The organism is Modestobacter sp. VKM Ac-2979 (assembly GCF_026967995.1).
In the GTDB taxonomy this organism is placed as follows: Bacteria; Actinomycetota; Actinomycetes; order Mycobacteriales; family Geodermatophilaceae; genus Modestobacter.
Genome location: NZ_JAPVBO010000001.1, coordinates 266,611 through 284,352 on the forward strand (window position 1 = coordinate 266,611; position 17,742 = coordinate 284,352).

15 protein-coding genes are annotated in these 17,742 nt (G+C 74.2%); 6 read left to right on the forward strand and 9 right to left on the reverse strand.

The annotated features are described in order from the left end of the window. Positions 1-70: 70 nt before the first annotated feature. The 3 genes from O2W15_RS01330 to O2W15_RS01340 all read right to left on the reverse strand — a co-directional run bounded on the left by O2W15_RS01330 (position 71) and on the right by O2W15_RS01340 (position 2,852). Positions 71-1,249 carry an acyl-CoA dehydrogenase family protein gene (locus tag O2W15_RS01330; protein WP_269178068.1) on the reverse strand — a complete coding sequence of 393 codons (1,179 nt, stop codon included), beginning with the start codon at positions 1,247-1,249 and terminating at the stop codon, positions 71-73. Between the two features lie 202 nt (positions 1,250-1,451). Further along, positions 1,452-1,973: a DUF6226 family protein gene (locus O2W15_RS01335; RefSeq protein WP_331253860.1), complete on the reverse strand. Its 522-nt coding sequence runs from the start codon at positions 1,971-1,973 to the stop codon at positions 1,452-1,454. Positions 1,974-2,069: 96 nt separating this feature from the next. Continuing rightward, positions 2,070-2,852, reverse strand: a complete 783-nt coding sequence (locus O2W15_RS01340) for an isocitrate lyase/PEP mutase family protein (protein ID WP_269178069.1) — start codon at positions 2,850-2,852, stop codon at positions 2,070-2,072. A gap of 123 nt (positions 2,853-2,975) precedes the next feature. Between O2W15_RS01340 and purT the strand changes: the two genes are divergently transcribed. Next, complete coding sequence (gene purT / locus O2W15_RS01345; RefSeq protein WP_269178070.1) at positions 2,976-4,166, forward strand: formate-dependent phosphoribosylglycinamide formyltransferase; 1,191 nt, start codon at positions 2,976-2,978, stop codon at positions 4,164-4,166. Positions 4,167-4,279: 113 nt separating this feature from the next. Next, entirely contained in the window at positions 4,280-5,491 is a 1,212-nt protein-coding gene (locus tag O2W15_RS01350) for a DUF2786 domain-containing protein (protein WP_269178071.1), read from the forward strand. Between the two features lie 70 nt (positions 5,492-5,561). Here O2W15_RS01350 and O2W15_RS01355 read toward each other — a convergent pair whose 3' ends face one another. Continuing rightward, positions 5,562-5,744 (reverse strand): hypothetical protein, encoded by a 183-nt coding sequence (locus O2W15_RS01355; protein ID WP_269161739.1) that lies wholly within the window; start codon positions 5,742-5,744, stop codon positions 5,562-5,564. Positions 5,745-5,830: 86 nt separating this feature from the next. After that, the gene (locus O2W15_RS01360) at positions 5,831-6,439 is read right to left on the reverse strand and encodes a TetR/AcrR family transcriptional regulator (protein WP_269178072.1); all 609 of its coding nucleotides are present in this window, start codon (positions 6,437-6,439) and stop codon (positions 5,831-5,833) included. Positions 6,440-6,529: 90 nt separating this feature from the next. Here O2W15_RS01360 and O2W15_RS01365 point away from each other — a divergent pair, with 90 nt between their 5' ends. Beyond that, complete coding sequence (locus O2W15_RS01365) at positions 6,530-8,083, forward strand: DHA2 family efflux MFS transporter permease subunit (protein ID WP_269178073.1); 1,554 nt, start codon at positions 6,530-6,532, stop codon at positions 8,081-8,083. Here O2W15_RS01365 and O2W15_RS01370 read toward each other — a convergent pair. Beyond that, positions 8,076-9,665, reverse strand: coding sequence for an APC family permease (locus tag O2W15_RS01370; protein ID WP_269178074.1), 1,590 nt, complete (start codon positions 9,663-9,665; stop codon positions 8,076-8,078). The genes O2W15_RS01365 and O2W15_RS01370 overlap by 8 nt on opposite strands. A 201-nt stretch (positions 9,666-9,866) precedes the next feature. Between O2W15_RS01370 and O2W15_RS01375 the strand changes: the two genes are divergently transcribed. The 3 genes from O2W15_RS01375 (at position 9,867) to O2W15_RS01385 (ending at position 14,455) form a co-directional block, all read left to right on the forward strand. Further along, the gene (locus O2W15_RS01375) at positions 9,867-11,951 is read left to right on the forward strand and encodes a SpoIIE family protein phosphatase (RefSeq protein ID WP_269178075.1); all 2,085 of its coding nucleotides are present in this window, start codon (positions 9,867-9,869) and stop codon (positions 11,949-11,951) included. A gap of 118 nt (positions 11,952-12,069) precedes the next feature. Beyond that, positions 12,070-13,029 carry a sensor histidine kinase gene (locus O2W15_RS01380; RefSeq protein ID WP_269178076.1) on the forward strand — a complete coding sequence of 320 codons (960 nt, stop codon included), beginning with the start codon at positions 12,070-12,072 and terminating at the stop codon, positions 13,027-13,029. A gap of 154 nt (positions 13,030-13,183) precedes the next feature. Next, entirely contained in the window at positions 13,184-14,455 is a 1,272-nt protein-coding gene (locus tag O2W15_RS01385; protein WP_269178077.1) for a Cache 3/Cache 2 fusion domain-containing protein, read from the forward strand. 18 nt (positions 14,456-14,473) lie between these two features. On the opposite strand, the gene O2W15_RS01390 is transcribed toward O2W15_RS01385, so the two are convergent. Genes O2W15_RS01390 through O2W15_RS01400 form a run of 3 tightly spaced genes read right to left on the reverse strand, consistent with a single transcriptional unit; the run spans position 14,474 to position 17,693 of the window. Then, positions 14,474-15,361: a type II secretion system F family protein gene (locus O2W15_RS01390; RefSeq protein ID WP_269178078.1), complete on the reverse strand. Its 888-nt coding sequence runs from the start codon at positions 15,359-15,361 to the stop codon at positions 14,474-14,476. After that, complete coding sequence (locus tag O2W15_RS01395; RefSeq protein WP_269178079.1) at positions 15,361-16,299, reverse strand: type II secretion system F family protein; 939 nt, start codon at positions 16,297-16,299, stop codon at positions 15,361-15,363. The genes O2W15_RS01390 and O2W15_RS01395 overlap by 1 nt, the downstream gene beginning before the upstream one ends. Beyond that, positions 16,296-17,693 (reverse strand): CpaF family protein, encoded by a 1,398-nt coding sequence (locus tag O2W15_RS01400; RefSeq protein WP_269178080.1) that lies wholly within the window; start codon positions 17,691-17,693, stop codon positions 16,296-16,298. Before O2W15_RS01400 ends, O2W15_RS01395 begins: the two co-directional genes overlap by 4 nt. Between the last annotated feature and the right edge of the window lie 49 nt (positions 17,694-17,742).

A 17,742-nucleotide genomic window follows, 5' to 3' on the forward strand; every position in this document is an offset into this window, starting at 1 on the left:
TCGTCCGCAGACGGTCGGCTCTGCACCCCAACCCGAGCCCACCGCCCCGAAGGGGTGAGCCCGCCAGGGCTCACACGAAGGCGCTCATCCCGGTGATCGAGCGGCCGACGATGAGGGTGTTCATCTCGCGGGTGCCCTCGTAGGAGTACAGCGCCTCGGCGTCGTTGAAGTACCGGACGACGTCGAAGTCCAGCACGATCCCGTTCCCACCGAACAGCTCCCGGGCCCAGCCGACGGTCTCCCGGCCCCGGGCGGTCACGTAGCTCTTGGCCAGCGCGGCCTGGTCGTCGCGCAGGTCGTCGGTCTCCTGCAGCTGGGACAGCCGCACGGTCATCCCCAGGCTGGCGGTGACGTTGCCCAGCATCCGGGCGAGCAGGTCCTGGATCAGCTGGAAGGAACCGATCGCCTTGCCGAACTGGTGACGCTCCTTGGCGTAGGCCACCGCCACCTCGTAGGCGCCCAGCTGACACCCGACGCCGCTCCAGGCGACCCCGCCCCGGGTCACCTTGAGCACCTTGTTGACGTCCTTGAAGGTGTTGCCGTCCGCGAGCTTGTTCTCGGCGGGGATGCGGCAGTCGGTGAAGGTGAGGTCGGCGTTCTGCACCGTGCGCAGCGCGAACTTGTCCTCGATCTTGCTGGCCGTGAAGCCGGGGGTGCCCTTCTCCACGACGAAGGTCTTCACCTGGTCGTCGGCCTCGTCCCGGGCGAAGACCACCACGACGTCGGCGAAGGTGCCGTTGCCGATCCAGCGCTTGGCGCCGTTGAGCACCCAGGAGTCGCCGTCCCGCCGGGCGGTGGTGCGCATGCCGCGGGCGACGTCGGAACCACCTTCGGGCTCGGTCAGCCCGAAGGCGCCGATGGTCTGCATCTGCATCATCGACGGGATCCAGCGCTGCCGCTGCTCCTCCGAGCCGAGGATCATGATCGAGCCCATCGCCAGACCGTTGTGCACGCCCAGGAAGGTGGCCATCGACGGGTCGACCCGGGACAGCTCCATCGCCTGGAAGCCGGTGTACAGCCGGGACGCGCGCGGGCGGCCCTCCCAGTCGTAGGAGCGACCCACGATGTCGGCCTCGGCGAACTTGGGGATCAGGTCGTGCGGGAACTCCGCCGACGCCCAGGCGGCGTTGACGTGCGGCTTGATCTCCGACTCCAGGAACTCCCGGAGGGCGAGCAGTTCCTTCTGCTCGTCGTCGGACAACAGCGTCTGGAAACCGAAGAAGTCGGCGGGCAGGAGCAGATCGGTCATGGCGGCGGTGCCTTCTCTCTCTCGTCGTCATCGACGTCCTGCCCCCGATGCTCCGCCGGAACCGCCGAGCCAGCCACCGAGCGTGTCCCAGCTCACCCCTGACGGCCCGGCACCTCCTGTCGCCTAGTGACTGCTCAGCGGGGTTTCGCAGGCCGGGAAGCCCGCTGGGCTGTCACTCGACGAGCGGCTCCCCGCAGGGGTGTCACCGGCCGCCCAGCTCCGGCCACGGCGACCACGCGTGGCGCCCCGGAGGTCCGAGTCGTCGGACGTCGTCGCGGCTCAACGACTGGTTCCCGGCCGATCGCGGCCGCCGCACCGCGAGCGTGCCGGTGCGGAGGCCGCCGGTCAGCTCCTCGGCGAGCCGCCCGTGCACCACGTCGAGGACGAACTCCCCGAGCTCGTCGGCGAGGTCCCCGGGTTCCTCGTCGCAGGCGTCGCAGCCGCAGTGCGGGAACGACTCCTCGGCCCAGCGGCCGGCCCGCAGGCGCACCCCGACGTCGGTGTGCGCCACCACCAGGTCGGCGCCCCCGGCGGACCGGGGGTGCAGCCGGACGGCGCGCACCTCGCCCGGCCCGGGCGCCGGCTCGTCGGTGACCGCGACGTCGTACCGCTCGGCGAGGTCGGTGACGAGCTGGTCGGCGACGTGGTGCAGGGCCCGTGTACCGCTGCGGATCGGTGACCCGGCTGTACGCCTCCGGAGGAGGTCCGCCCGGTCCCCAGCGATCGCCCATGCCGGAACGGTAGGGCTCCACCCGCCCCGTCGTCCCGGCCTTTCCCGCGGTCACCCGCGTGCGGCGCCGAGCGGTGCCGGCGAGTGCGGTCAGCTCAGAGCGCGGGTGCCGGGCGGGAGGGCGCCGCCGGCGACCAGCTCGACGGCGGCGTCCTGCAGTGCGGTCAGCGCCACCCGCTGGGTGAACGGTCCGGTGGAGACCCGGGTGACGCCGAGGTCGGTCAGCTCCCGGCCCGACGGCGAGGCCCCGGGGACGGCCATCAGCGACACCCGCCCGCGGCCGAGGCCGGCCACGAGGCCCGCGACCTCCTCGCGGGAGACGACGCCGGGCACGAAGACCGCCGGTGCGCCCGCCGCCAGGTAGGCCTGTCCCCGCCGCACGGCCTCGGCGAGCAGCGCGCCCCGGTCGGCCCCGGGCTCGGCCAGCAGGAAGGCGTCGGTGCGGGCGTTGAGCACGAAGTCGATGCCGGCGTCCCGGCCGGCGCGCAGCACCGCCTCGACGGCGGCGACCGCGTCGTCCAGCGGCCGCAGCTGGTCCTCCAGGTTGCCGCCGACGACGCCCAGCCTGATCGCCCGGCGGGCGGTCTCCCCCGGGTCGCCGTAGCCGGCCTCCAGGTCCATCGACACCGGCAGGTCCACGGCGGCGGTGATCCGGCCGACCATGTCCAGGTGCAGGTCGAGCGGGATCTGCTCGCCGTCCTCGTAGCCGAACGTCGCCGCGATCGCGTGGCTCGCGGTGGCCAGTGCACGGACGCCGGGGGTGGCGGCGACGACCCGGGCCGAGACGACGTCCCAGACGTTGGCCAGCACCAGGAGCTCCGGCGCGCGGTGCAGGTCGAGGAGGGTGCGGGCGCGGCTGGCGAGATCGGTCACCAGGGCAACGTAGCGACGGAACGGCCGGCTGACCGGCGGTTTCCGGCCGTGACCGTGACCGGGCGCCCGGGTCGCCGCCGTTCGGTGCGGAACGGTCGCCGCACCCCTCTCTAGCCTGTCCGCATGGTCTCCCTGGGCACCCCGCTGTCTCCCTCGGCCACCCGCGTGCTGCTGCTGGGCAGCGGGGAACTGGCCAAGGAGGTGCTGATCGCACTGCAGCGGCTGGGGGTGGAGACCATCGCCGCCGACCGGTACGACCACGCACCCGGCCACCAGGTCGCCCACCACGCCCGGACGCTGACGATGAGCGACCCGGCGCAGCTGCGTTCCCTGATCGAGGCCGAGCGGCCCGACGTCGTCGTCCCGGAGATCGAGGCGATCGCCACCCAGACGCTGGTCGAGCTGGAGGCCGAGGGGGTGCGCGTCGTCCCGACCGCGCGGGCCGCCCGGCTGACCATGGACCGCGAGGGCATCCGCCGGCTGGCCGCCGAGGACCTGGCTCTGCCAACCAGCACCTACCGGTTCTGCGACTCCCTCGACGAGCTGCGCGCCGCGACCACCGAGGTCGGCTTCCCGTGCGTGGTCAAGCCGGTGATGTCCAGCTCCGGCAAAGGCCAGAGCAAGCTCGACGGGCCGGACGACGTCGAGCCCGCGTGGGACCACGCGATGGCCGGCGGCCGGGTCGCCGGGACCCGGGTGATCGTCGAGGGCTTCGTCGACTTCGACTACGAGATCACCCTGCTGACCGTGCGCTCGCTGCGCGACGGGGGGACGGTCACCGGCTTCTGCGCGCCGATCGGCCACCGCCAGGAGGCCGGCGACTACGTGGAGAGCTGGCAGCCGCAGCCGATGTCGGCGGTGGCGCTGGACCGCGCGCAGGCGATCTCGGCGGCGGTGACCGCCGAGCTGGGCGGGCTGGGCGTGTTCGGCGTCGAGCTGTTCGTCCGCGGGGACGACGTGTGGTTCTCCGAGGTCAGCCCGCGGCCGCACGACACCGGCATGGTGACGATGACGACGCAGTGGCAGAACGAGTTCGAGCTGCACGCCCGCGCCCTGCTGGGGCTCCCGGTGGACACCACGCTGCGCAACCCGGGCGCCTCGGCGGTCGTCTACGGCGGCGTGGAGGCCACCGGGGTCACCTTCGACGGGGTCGACGAGGCCCTGGCGCTGCCCGGTGTCGAGCTGCGGCTGTTCGGCAAGCCGGAGAGCTTCACCCGCCGGCGGATGGGCGTGGCGCTGGCCCGCGCCGAGGACGTCGACGCCGCCCGGGCCACCGCCCGCGAGGCGGCCTCCCGGGTGCACCCCCGCGCCTGAGCCGCCCGCCGGCGTCCACAACGGGACGCCCGGTCCACAACCGCCCGGACCGCCCCCGGCGCGATCCACCCGCCGCCACGCTGGTCTGGCGCACGCACGAGGAGAGGACCGCGATGACCACCGACGAGGTGCTAATGCTGCTGCTGGCCGGCGCCCGGCTCGCCGCCGAGCCCGGGGTGCAGGCCGCGGAGCTCGACCCGGTGGTCGCCCGGCTGACCCGGCGCGACCCGGGTGTCGACAGCGGCGGCCAGGCACAGCAGACGCTCACCGCCGCGCTGCCGCAGCTGTGGGAGGGCGGCTGGCAGCCGGTGGACGTCGTGCACGTCGCCCGCCGCCGGGTGAGCCAACGGGCCGCCCGGCTGGCGGCCGCGGTCATCACCGCCGAGTCCGGGTCGGCCGCTGCCGGTCAGGTGCCCGAGGCCTGGGCCGCCCAGCTCGGCGCGCTGGACACGGACGTCCGCTCCGTCGCCGACTGGTGGCGGGCCGAGCGGATCCAACCCGCACCGGCCTGGCGGGACGTGCTGCGGCTGATCGGGCTGTTCCGGACGCTGCCGAGGCTGGAGCAGCTGCTCACCCCGCCCAGCGGCTGGTCTGCTGCGCTGTGGCCGGTCGAGGCGTCGAGCAGCGGGACCGACGACAAGGTGCTGCACCGGATCCGGTCGTTGCTGGCCAAGGCGGAGTCCACGGAGTTCGCCGAGGAGGCCGAGGCGCTCACCGCCAAGGCGCAGTCGCTGATGGCCCGGCACGCCATCGACACGGCGGTCCTCGCGCAGCGGGGGAACGGCTCCCCGGCCGGCGTGGTCGCCCGGCGGCTGCACCTGGACGACCCGCACACCGAGGCGAAGGCGGCCGTGGTGCAGGCCGTCGGCACCGCGAACGGCGTCCGGGTGGTGCTGCTGCCGAGCTTCGGCATCGCCACCCTGGTCGGCTTCCGGGACGACGTGGACCTGGTGGAACTGCTGGTCACCTCGCTGCTGCTGCAGGCGGCGCGGGCGCTGGCCGACGCAGCCTCCAGCGGCGGGGCCCGAGCGCGGTCGACGCCGTTCCGCCGGGGCTTCCTCTACTCCTTCGCCCAGCGGCTGGAGGAGCGGCTCACCCAGGCCCGCGAGCAGGCGACCGCCGAGGCCCGGGCCGACTACGGCGCCGAGCTGGCGCCGGTGCTGGCCGAGCGGTCGGCCGCGGTCGACCGGGCGGTCGAGGAGCTGTTCCCGTCGCTGCGCCGCCGGGGCGGGAGCACGGTCGACCCGGCCGGCTGGCACGCCGGTCGGCGCGCCGCCGACGACGCCGACCTCGGCTCAGGCCGTCGCTCCCTGCCCAGCAGGTGAGGTGCTGGAACGGCCCCCCTGCAGGGCCCCGCCGCGAGCTCGCGAGCGGTGGGGGGAAGGGGATCCTTCCTCAGATCAGGACGTCGAAACTCGCGCCGAGGTCGCGGATCAGCATCGCCTGCGCGGTGAGGTCGGTGGCCGTGGTGAGCCACCCGGCCACGAACATCAACGACTCCGCGGGGGTGTCGTCCAGCGACGCCGTCGTCGCTGCCATCCCCGCCTGGGCCACTGCACTGCACGCCAGAGTCAACATGACCGGCTCCTCTCGTCTCTGCTGGTGTCGGCAGTGACGGAGGGGCGCTGGAGCGTCGTCCCGGGGATCGGCGCCACACCTCACCCTCAGGGGGGTGGTCGGCGCAGCCCGTCGACGATCAGCTGCAGCAGCGACTCGTAGGTGGCCGCCGGGTCGGGGGTGAGCACCGCCCCGCCGAGCTCGAGGCTCACCGCTCCGTGCACCGAGCTCCAGATCAGCTGGGCGGTCTCGGTCGGGTCCTCCTCACGCAGGGCACCGCGGGCCATCGCGTACCGGACGTGGTCGACCAGCGCCTCGAAGGCGGCCGAAGCGTGCTCGACCAGCTCGTCCGCGCCCTCGGTGGGCAGCGGCCGCCCGCCGAACATCGCCCCGTAGTGCTGCGGCTGGGCCAGGGCGAACCGCCGGTAGTTGCGCCCACTCGCCAGCAACCGGGCCACCGGATCGGGGTCGGCGTCCTCGGTGACCGCGGCCCGCAGCCCGTCGAAGCCGCGGACCAGCACGGCGGCGATCAACCCGTCCTTGCTGCCGAAGCGGTTGTAGACGCCCATCGGGGCGACCCCGGCCTCGGTGGCGACGGCCCGCACGGTCACCGCGCTCAGCCCGTCCCGCACGAGCACCCGTTCAGCTGCGTCGACCAGCGCCTGTTCGACCGCTCGGCTCGGGGTGCGCCCGGCGCCGGGCCTGACATCTGTCACGACCTCATCCTCCTGCACCGATCGCCCTTGCCTCTGTGTAGAACGACGTTCTACTATTCTGGAACATCGTTCTACTACTCGGAGGCCGCGATGACCACTCCCCTGCCCGCCCCCGCCACCCGTCGGTGGTGGGTGCTCGCCGTGCTCTGCCTGTCCGTGCTGCTGGTCAGCATCGACAACACGATCGTCAACGTGGCGCTGCCGACCATCAGCCGCGAGCTGTCGGCCAGCACCAGCGACCTGCAGTGGGTCGTCGACGGCTACACGCTGGTCTTCGCCGCCCTGCTGTTGCTCGGCGGCGCACTCGGTGACCGGTTCGGCCGGCGGCGGCTGCTCCAGGCCGGGCTGGTCGCCTTCGCCCTCACCTCGGCACTGGCCTCGCTGGCCACGAGCACCGAGCAGCTCATCGCTGGCCGGGCCGCGATGGGCGTGGCCGCTGCCGCCGTCTACCCGGCGACCCTGGCGTTGCTGGTCACCGTCTTCACCGACCGCCGCGAGCGGGCGACCGCACTGGGCGTCTGGTCCGCCGTCACCGGCCTGTCGGTGGCGATCGGCCCGGTCACCGGCGGCCTGCTGCTCGAGCACTTCTCCTGGGGCTCGGTCTTTCTGGTCAACCTGCCGATCGCGGCGGTCGCGCTGGTGGCCGGCCGGCTGCTGGTGCCCGAGTCGCGCGGAGCACGGGCACACCGCTTCGACCTGACCGGCGCCGCCGCCTCGGTGCTGGGCATCGGTCTCCTGGTCTGGACCACGATCGAGGCCCCCGGGCACGGCTGGGGCTCGGCGGCCACCCTGGGCGGCTACGCCGTCGCGGCACTGGCGATCGGCGGCTTCGTCGTCCACGAGCTGCGCACCGAGGAGCCGCTGCTGGACGTCCGGCTGTTCCGTGACCCGCGGGTGTCGGTCGGCAGCGGAGCGATCGCGCTGGCCTTCTTCAGCCTGTTCGGGTTCATCTTCATGATCACCCAGTACTTCCAGTCGGTCCGCGGCTACGGCACCCTGACCGCCGGCCTCGCCACCCTCCCGTTCGCCACCGTCATCGGGGTCACCGCCCCGCTGGCGATCGTCGCGATGCGTGCGGTCGGCACCAAGTTGGTGGTCGCGGCCGGGCTGGTGACCATGGCCGCCGGGTTCGCCGTCGCCGCCGGCACCACCCTGGAGTCCGGCTACTGGGGTCGGATCGTGATCGCCATGGTGCTCATGGCCGCCGGCCTCGGGCTGGTCACCAGCCCGGCGACCGAGGCGGTGATGGGTGCACTGCGCGGCGACCAGGCCGGGGCGGGCTCCGCGGTGAACGACACCGTGCGCGAGGTCGGCGGCACCCTCGGCGTCGCCGTCGTGGGGTCGGTGCTCAGCACCGTCTACGCCCCGGCGGTGGTCGACGGGCTCACCGCGGCCGGCGCCCCACCGCAGGCGGCCGACAGCGCGGCGGACTCGGTGTTCGCCGGCCTCGCGGTGGCCGGGCAGCTGCCCGGGGACGCGGTGACGGCCGTCCAGCAGTCCTTCCTGGACGGCGTCGTCGCCGGGTCGTGGGTGTGCGCCGCGGCCAGCGCGATCGGGGCGGTCGTCGTCCTGGCGTTCCTGCCGGCCCAGCACCGGGTCGCCGAGCCCGAGCCGACCCCCGAGGGCTCAGCAGTGGTCAGGTGACGGGAGGGGGACCCTCCTCGGACCGGTCGGACGGGGTGACGGTCGGGACGCCGTCCCGGAGCACCAGGTCACCGCCGTCGAGCATCGTCTCGCCGCGGAAGAACGCCGGCGCGACCCGGCTGTAGACCACCATCAGCACCAGCCCCAGCAGCAGGGCGCCGACGCCGACCACGAACACCCCGCCGACGCCGCCGATCACCGTCTCGCCGTAGCCGGGATCGGCGTACTCGACGCAGGCCAGCACGAAGACGGCGAGCATGAACAGCCCGCCGAGCAGCGGCAGCACCAGGCGCATGACGACGTCCCGCGGGCCGTGCAGCGCCCGGCGGAACTGCCAGGCACAGGCGAAGCCGGTCAGCCCGTAGTAGAAGGCGATCAGCATGCCGGTGGCGGTGATCGAGTCGATCAGCACGTTCTCGCTGACGATCGTCAGGCCCACGTAGAAGGCGATCGAGACGATCCCCATCCAGACCGTGGAGACCGTGGGCGTCAGGTACCGCGGGTGGATCCGGGCGAAGGACCGGGGCAGTGCGCCGTAGGCGGCCATCGCCAGAGTGCCGCGGGCGGTGGGCAGGATCGTGGTCTGCGTGCACGCCGCCGCCGAGGTGAGCACGGAGATGATCAGCAGCGCCTCGAAGGCCCGGCCGAGGACGTCGTCCCCGAAGACCGTCGCCCCCAGGGCGACGAACACGTCCTCGGCGTTGGCCTCGTTGCCCAGCCCGATGCCCTCGGTCCCGACGCCGGCGAAGGCCACGGTCGCCACGGAGACCACCGTGTAGATGCCCACCAGCAGCACCGTGGAGATGATCGCGGCCCGCCCGGGCGACCGGGTCGGGTCAGCGGTCTCCTCGTTGACGGCGACGGCGGAGTCCCAGCCCCAGTAGATGAAGATCGCCAGCAGCACCGCCTCGGTGAGCGCCGGCCAGCCGATCCCGGAGGGCCACAACCAGGACGGCGACGGGGTGAGCGAGCCCTCGGGCGCCGTCCCCCCGTAGACCTTGACCAGGGCGTACACCGCGAAGGCCACCAGCACGACGCCCTCGACGGACAGCAGCACCCGCTGCAGGCGTGCGGTCGGCTCGATGCCGCGGTAGCAGACCCAGGTCATCACGGCGATCCAGGCGACGCCGGCCACCGTCGTCCAGACGGCGCTCTCCGCCAGCCCGTCGAGCCCGACCAGCCGGTAGCCGTAGGAGCCGGCGATCTGGGCGAGGTTCGCCATCACGATGACGTCGGCGGCGATGATCCCCCAGCCGCCCATCCACCCGGCACGTGGTCCGAAGGCCCGGGCGGCCCAGGTGAACGTCGTCCCGCAGTCGGGCTCGCGCTTGTTCAGCTCCGAGTAGGCGACCGCGATCAGCCACATCGGCACGAACGCCAGCAGCATGATCGCCGGGGCCTGCACCCCGACGACGATGACGACGAACCCCAGCGTCGCGGCCAGCGCGTAGGCCGGGGCGGTCGAGGAGACGGCCAGGACGATCGAGGAGACCAGGCCCAGGGCGCCGGTCTTGAGGCCCTTGTCGACGGCCGCACCCTCGACGCGGGGCGGCGCGAGCGGCGCCGGGGACGAACTGGTCATGCCGGAGCCGTGCGCGTGTCCATGACAGGTGTTATCGCACAACCGGGCGCCGGACCGGACACCCGGTGCCCGGTCCGGCGACGTGATCTCCGTCGAGCCGCTTGCCCCAACTAGGTGGCGCGTGACATAACTCCTGCAGCTCAACAGTGAGCGACGAGGCTCCCGGCCCGGACGTCGGGCGACCAGGTGGAGTGGGTGTCAGTGGCAGAGGCCACACACGTCGGTGACCTCGAGGGCGACCGGCTCCGGGCGCAGTTGGCCATCGACGCCGCGCGGATCGGGACGTTCGACTGGGACCTCCGGAGCGAACGGCTCGTCTGGGACGCCCGGCTGATCGAGATGTTCGGCTACGACCGGGTGACCTTCGAGCAGAGCATCGAGGCGTTCAACGCGCGCCTGCACCCCGACGACCTGCCCCGGGTGACCGACGCCCTGCAGGCCGCCATCGACAGCTGCGGGGAGTACGAGGCCGAGTTCCGGATCGTCCTGCCGGGTGGGCACACCCGGTGGGTGTCGGCCCGCGGCCAGGCGGTCGCCGGCGCCGACGGGTCGGCGGCCCGGGTGGTCGGGGTCGCCTACGACGCGACCGACGAACTCGCCGCCGAGGCCCGGGTGGTCCGCGTGCTGGAGGCGATGCCGGCCGGCTTCTACTCCCTGGACCCCGAGTGGCGCTTCGTGCACGTCAACGCCGAGGCCGAGCGGCTGCTCGGGCAGAGCCGTGACGGCCTGCTGGGCCGGGCCATCTGGGAGGCCTTCCCGGCTGCGGTCGGGAGCAACATCGAGGAGAACTACCGCCGGGCCGTCGCCACCGGCGAACCGGTCGCGTTCGACACGCACTACCCCGCGCCGCTGAACGGCTGGTTCGAGGTGCGCGCCTGGCCGACGCCGGAGGGGCTGTCGGTCTACGCCATCGAGGTCACCGCCCGCCGGCAGGCGCAGGAGCAGGCCGAGCGGTCCGCCCGCCGGCTGGCCCTGCTGGCCCAGGTCAGCGCCGAGCTCGCCGGCACGCTGGACGTGCAGTCGGCGACCGCCCGGCTGCCCCGGCTGGTCGTGCCCGCGCTGGCCGACTGGTGCATCGTCACGGTGATCGACGCCGACGGCCACCCCCGGGACGTCGGCAGCTGGCACGTCGACCCCGCGCAGCGGGCGACGCTGGAGCGGTACGCCGAGGTGCGACTGGACGCCATGCCGATCACCGCGCCGGTGGGCCGGGCGCTGCACGCCGACGAGGCGGTGACCTTCGCCGGTTCCGAGGTGCTCGACCTGCTGCCGCCCGGGCAGGCCCGGGACCTGCTGACCGTGCTCGCCCCCCGGGCGGAGGTGGCGCTCCCGCTCCGGGCACGCGGCCGGACGCTGGGGCTGCTGACGCTGGCCTACGCCGACGCGCACTCGGCCACCGAGGCGGACGTCGCGGTGGCCCAGGACGTCGCCGACCGGGCCGGTCTGGCGCTGGACAACGCGCGCCTGTTCGACCAACAGCAGCAGATGGCCGAGGTGCTGCAGCGCAGCCTGCTCACCGATCCGCCGGAGCCCGACCACGCCGAGATCGCGGTGCGCTACCTGCCCGCGGCCGAGGCCGCCCGGGTGGGCGGTGACTGGTACGACGCCTTCCTGCAGCCCAGCGGCTCGACGATGGTGGTCATCGGGGACGTCGTCGGCCACGACACGGCCGCAGCCGCGGCCATGGGCCAGGTGCGCAGCCTGCTGCGCGGCATCGCGGCCTACAGCGACGCCGGGCCGGTGGAGGTCCTCCGCGGGCTGGACTCGGCGATGACGCTGCTCCAGCTGGACACCCTGGCCACCGCCGCGGTGGCCCGGTTCGAGCAGACCGCCGACGAGCTGGAGCGCGGGGTGACCCGGATGGTCTGGGCCAACGCCGGGCACCTGCCGCCGCTGGCGCTCAACCCCGACGGCAGTGTCGCGCTGCTCGCCGACTGGAAGGCGGACCTCCTCCTCGGCGTCGACGCCACGGTCGAGCGCACCGAGTCGGTGGTCACCCTGGACCGCGGGTCGACGGTGCTCCTCTACACCGACGGGCTGATCGAACGCCGGGACGCCGACCTGGACACCGGCCTCCTCCGGCTGCGGACCCACCTGACCGAGCTGGCCGACCTCCCGTTGGGCCAGCTGCTGGACGAGCTGATCGAGCTGCTGGTCGACGGCAAGCCCGAGGACGACGTCGCCCTGGTCGCCGTGCGACTGCACCGACAGGACCGCCCGCGCCCGGTGGAGGCCGGCCCCAACCGGGTGCCCGACGTCGTCCCCGACGACCCGGCGAGCCGCTGAGGGCGGGCTCCGGACCTCCCCGGGGGGCACACGCGCAGCTGCCGGAACGACATCGGCCTACCGTGGGCCCCACGCCCCGGCCCCAGACCCGGCCCCGACGAACGAGAGGACCCACCACGTGCACGCACCGCCAGACCAGCTGGGTCCGGCCACGTTCCGGCACGACCTGGTCCTGCACAGCTCCGCCGAGGAGCTGGCCGCCGTCGCGGTCCCCTTCCTGCGCGCGGGCCTGGAGGCCGGCGAGGCAGCCGTGATCACCACGAGCGAACCCTCGGCCACGATGCTGCGGGACGCGCTGGGCGACGAGCACGTGCACGTGCTGCCGCAGCACGAGGTGTACCAGGCGCGCACGCCTGCAGCGATCACCGCCTTCCGCCGGCTCGCCGAGCGGGTCACCGGTCGCGGGCACGCCCGGCTGCGGGTCGTCGGGGAGACCGACTTCGGGAAGACGCCGCGGGACTGGCTGGAGTGGCAGCGGTACGAGGCCGTGCTCAACGAGGCGATGCGCTCGTGGCCGACCTGGGGGCTGTGTGCCTACGACGTCGAGTCGCTCCCCGCCGAGCTGGTCGACTGCGGGCTGCGCACGCACACCCACCTGGTCAGCGCCGACGGGCGCCGGCCCAACCCGGACTACACCGAGCCCGCCGACTACCTGCGCGCCCTGCCCCTGCCGGACGAGCCGCTCGAGGCCACCGACCCGCTGCTGCGGGTCGACGACGTACGGGACTTCGCCGGGCTGCGGCACGCGGTCGGCGGCCGGCTGGCCCAGCTGGAGGGCCCCCAGGACGCCCTCGAGGACCTGCACCTCGCGGTCGACGAGATGAGCGCGAACGCGGTGCGGCACGGTGGCCCACCGGTCCGGCTGCGGCTGTGGGCGTCGGCCGACCGGGTGGTCTGCACGATCAGCGACGGCGGGGTGGGGATGGACGACCCGTTCGCCGGTTACGGCCCCGCCCACGGCGACGACCTGTCCCACGGCGGCATGGGCCTGTGGCTGGCCCGGCAGCTGTGCGACCACGTCGACGTCATCGACGGGCCCGACGGGTTGACCGTGCGGCTGACGACGCTGCTGCGCTGACCGGACGCCGCACGGCGTCCGACCGGGCCGTGCAATCGTTCCCGCTCGACCGGACTCCCGACGCGCCGCTCTCACCAGCGCGTTCCCGACCTCGGCGCCCCCTAGGCTGACCGCGCGAGGCGGGCACGGGTCCGCGTCCGAGAGGAGTCGAGTCGTGCGCTTCCCGTCCCCGCGGGGCACCGCAGCGGTGCCTGCCGCCGCCGTCGCGCCCCCGGACGACGAGCCGGCGATTCTCACCCCGCGTCCGGCGGCGCCCGCGCGTACCCGCCGCAAGCCCGAGCAGGACGACAGCATGGCGGCCGCCGCCCAGCAGGCCGGCGTGCTCTCCTCGGCCAGCCGCGAGGTGTCCGACACCTCCCAGCAGGCCGCCGAGTCGCTGACCGACCTGCGCTCGGCGATCGCGGACATCTCCTCGAGCACCACGCAGGCCTCGGCGGTCGCGGAGGAGGCCGTGCGGGACGCCCGCGCGGTCGACGAGCGGATCGCCGCGCTGCAGGAGGCCAGCGAGTCGATCACCCAGATGGTGCGGTTGATCTCGGCGATCAGCCAGCAGAGCCGGTTCCTGGCGCTCAACGCCTACGTCGAGGCGGCGCGCGCCGGCGACGTGGGCCGGGGCTTCGCCGTGGTGGCCGACGAGGTCAAGGAGCTGGCCAGCCGCACCGCCCAGGCCGCCGAGGACATCGGCGCGCAGATCGAGGCGGTGCAGTCCGAGACCCGGCAGGCGGTCACCGCGATCGGCCGGATCACCGGCACGCTGGGCTCGATCGCCGATGCGCAGGACGCCATCGCCGCCGCCGTCGAGCAGCAGCGCGTCGCCACCGAGCGGGTCGTGGACAACGTCGACCGGGCGGCCAGCGGGTCGGCCCGGATCACCCAGGCGGTCGCCGAGCTGGCCGACAGCCAGCGGCTGGTCTACGTCCGGCGCGCGCTGACCCTGGCCGAGGACCTGCTGGACGAGGCCGGCGGCATCGAGCTGGGCAGTGGGCACCGGACGGTGACCGTGACCGACCAGGCGACCTCGGCGACGCGCTCCGTCGGGCTGCCCGAGCTGCTGCTCGGCGGTGAGGTGCTGAGCTGGAACGACGACCCGCGGCACCGGTCGGCGCTGGTCGACGACGTGGTGGCCCAGGTCGGCGGCACCTGCACGCTGTTCCAGCGACTCGACGACGCCGGCGGGATGGTCCGGGTGGCGACCACGGTGGTGAACCCGCAGGGCCGGCGGAACATCGGCACCTGCCTCTCCCCCACCGGCGCCGACGGCAGCCGCAACCCGGTGCTCGCCGCGGTGCTCGGCGGGCGGGTCTACACCGGCCCGGCCACCGTCGCGGGCAAGCCCTACTTCACCGCCTACGCCGGCGTGCACTCCGCCGCCGGTGCGCTGGTCGGCATGCTCTACGTCGGCCTGCCGATCGACGCCCCGGCCTGATCCGGCGGCGGGCGGGGCTCAGCCCAGGGACTCCAGCAGCCCCAGGACCGCGGGGCCGACGACCACGATCATCAGCGCCGGCAGGATGCAGACCATCAGCGGGAAGGTGACCTTGACCGGCACCTTCATCGCCTGCTCCTCGGCGCGCTGCCGGCGCTTGACGCGCATCTCATCGGCCTGCACCCGCAGCACGTCGGCGAGCGGGATGCCGTAGACGTCGGCCTGGTTCACCGCCCCGACGAACCGGCGCAGGTCCGCGACCTGGGTGCGGGCGGCCAGGGCGTCGTAGGCGGCGCGCCGCGGCCGGCCGGCGGCGATGTCGTGCTGGGTCCGCACCAGCTCCTCGGCCAGCGCACCCCGGCCCGTGGTGGCCGCGCGGGACAGCGCGGCCTCGAAGCCCAGCCCGGCCTCCACGGCGATGGTCATCTGGTCCAGGACGTCGGGCAGCTGGCGCGCGATCAGCTGCCGCCGCTCCTGACCGCGGCCCCACAGCGCTGCCTCGGGCAGGTGGTAGGCCGCGACCACCGCGACCACCGCGACGAGCCCGGCCGGGATGCCGGGCGCCTCCACCACGAACACGGCACCGAGCAGCGCCGCGCCGGCGGCGAGCACGAGCTTGGCCCACAGCACGCGGGTCATCGTGAAGGTCGCCGGGCGGCCGGCGACGTCGATCATGCGCCGGATCCGGCGGGCCGCGGACTCGGGCGTCAGCGCGCGGAGGACGGCGCCGGCCCCGGTGCCCCGGGCTTCCAGCGTGCCCACCTCGAAGGCGGGCGTGACCAGGCCACGCGTGAGGTTCTGCCGGGCGACGACCAGCGTCTTCCCGGACCGGGCCAGCGTGACCTGGGCCAGGACGGCGAGCGGGAGGACGACGGCGGCGACGGCGACCCACACGATCGTGGGCATCAGAACGTCACCGTCACGACGCGGCGCACCCAGACCGCGCCGACGACCATCAGCACCCCGGCCGTCGCCAGCATGACCAGGCCGGTGGCGCCGTTCAGGAGCCGGCCGATGTAGGTCGGCGAGACCAGGTGCATCGCCCCACCGACGACGACCGGCAGCGCCAGCAGCACGGCGGCCGAGGCGCGCCCCTCCGCCGAGAGCGCCTGCGCCTGACGCCGCAGCTGGCCGCGGTCCCGGATGGTGGCGCCGACGCGGTCGAGCACCTCCGCCAGGTTGCCGCCGACCTCACGGTGGATGGCGACGGCCTGGGCGATCCAGCCGAAGTCGTCGCTGCGCATCCGCTCGGCGACCTCCTCCAGGGCCAGGACGACGTCGCGCCCCACCCGGACCTCGTTGAGCACCCGGGAGAACTCCTCGGCCGTGGGCGCGGCGCCGTCGTGGGAGACGGCCTCCAGCGCCCGCAGCACGCTGTGCCCGGCCCGGAGGCTGCTGGCCATCAGCCGCAGCGTGTCGTCGAGCTGCTCGGCGAAGGCGGAGCGCCGCCGGCGGCTGCGCACCTCCAGGGTCACCAGGACGGCGAGCGGGACGGCCAGCGCCAGCACCAGTCCGCCCAGCAGGCCCCAGAGCAGGCCGCCGACGAGGTCGCCGAGCAGCGCACCGGCGACCGTCCCGCCGAAGACCTGTGCCGGTGACCGGTGGACCCCGGCGCGTTCCAGCGACGCCACGAGCGCGTCGCGGCGGCCCAGCCGCCGGAGCGACTGGTCACCGAGCCGGTTCGCCGCGGCGGTCAGGGCCGACCGGCCCCGCAGCGCCGGCGCCGCGGTCGGGTCCAGCCGGGTGATCTCCACCCGGGGACGCCGCGGGACGACGACCAGCCCGACCAGGAGCGCGAGTGCGAGTGCGCAGGCGGCGACGCCGGCCCAGACGAGCGGGCTCATCGGCCCCCACCCACGACCGGCGCCAGGTGCGGCACCCCCAGCACCCGCGGCGCGAGCGTGACCCCGCGCTCGGCGAACCGTTCCAGGAACCGCGGCCGGATGCCGGTGGGCACCGCGCGGCCGAGCAGCCGGCCGTCGCGGTCGCTGCCGGCGGAGTGGTCGAAGAGGAAGGCGTCCTGCAGCGTCACGGTGTCGCCCTCCAGGCCCAGCACCTCGGTGACGTGGGTGACCCGCCGGCTGCCGTCGCGCAGCCGGGAGACCTGGATGATCACGTCGACGGCGGAGGTGACCTGCTCCCGCACCGCGCGCAGCGGCAGGTCCATGCCGGCCATCAGCACCAGCGTCTCCAGCCGGGCGACGGCGTCCCGCGGGGAGTTGGCGTGCACGGTGGACAGCGACCCGTCGTGACCGGTGTTCATCGCCTGCAGCATGTCCAGGCTCTCCCCGCCGCGGACCTCGCCGATGATGATCCGGTCCGGGCGCATGCGCAGGGAGTTGCGGACCAGGTCGCGGATGCTGATCGCACCCTTGCCCTCGATGTTGGCCGGGCGGGACTCCAGCCGGACGACGTGCTCCTGCTGGAGCTGGAGCTCGACGGCGTCCTCGATGGTGATGATCCGCTCGCCCGCGGGGATGAACGAGGAGAGCACGTTGAGCAGCGTCGTCTTCCCGGTGCCGGTACCGCCGGAGACGATGACGTTGAGCCGGGCAGCCACGCAGGCGCGCAGCAGCTCGGCCATGTCGGAGCTGAGGGTGCCGCCCTCGATCAGGTCGGCGATCTGCAGCGGCCGGCGGGCGAACTTGCGGATGGTCAGCGAGGAGCCGCTGAAGGCCAGCGGCGGGATGATCGCGTTGACCCGGGAGCCGTCGGGCAGCCGGGCGTCGACCAGCGGCGAGGACTCGTCGATGCGGCGGCCGACCCGGGACACGATGCGCTCGATCACCCGGCGCAGGTGCTGCTCGTCGGCGAACCCGGCCGAGGTGCGGACGATGCGGCCGCCGCGCTCCACGTAGACGGTGTCCGGCCCGTTGACCATCACCTCGGTGACGTCCGGGTCGTCCAGCAGCGGCTGCAGCGGGCCGTAGCCGAGCACCTCGTCGGTGAGCTCGGTGATGAGCCGCCGCCGGTCCTCCTCGGACAGCGGGGTCGGCTCGTGCGCGATGACCCGCTGCAGGTCCGTCCGCACCAGGGCGTGCAGCTGCTCGTCGGGGATGTCGGCGTCGGAGAGCTTGCCGCCCAGCCGCTCGAACAGGGCGCGGCTGGCCCGTTCCTTGAGCTGGGTGAGGGTGTCCGGGCCGGCCGCCGGACGGGTGGCCGGGTCGACGGGGCCGGTGCCGGCCCTCCCGGCGATCCGGGACGCGAGGCCGGTGGGCGGCGGCGCGGGGCGTCCCACGACCCGGACCACGGGCTCATCGCCCGGGGCCGGCGCGAGCGGCACGGGA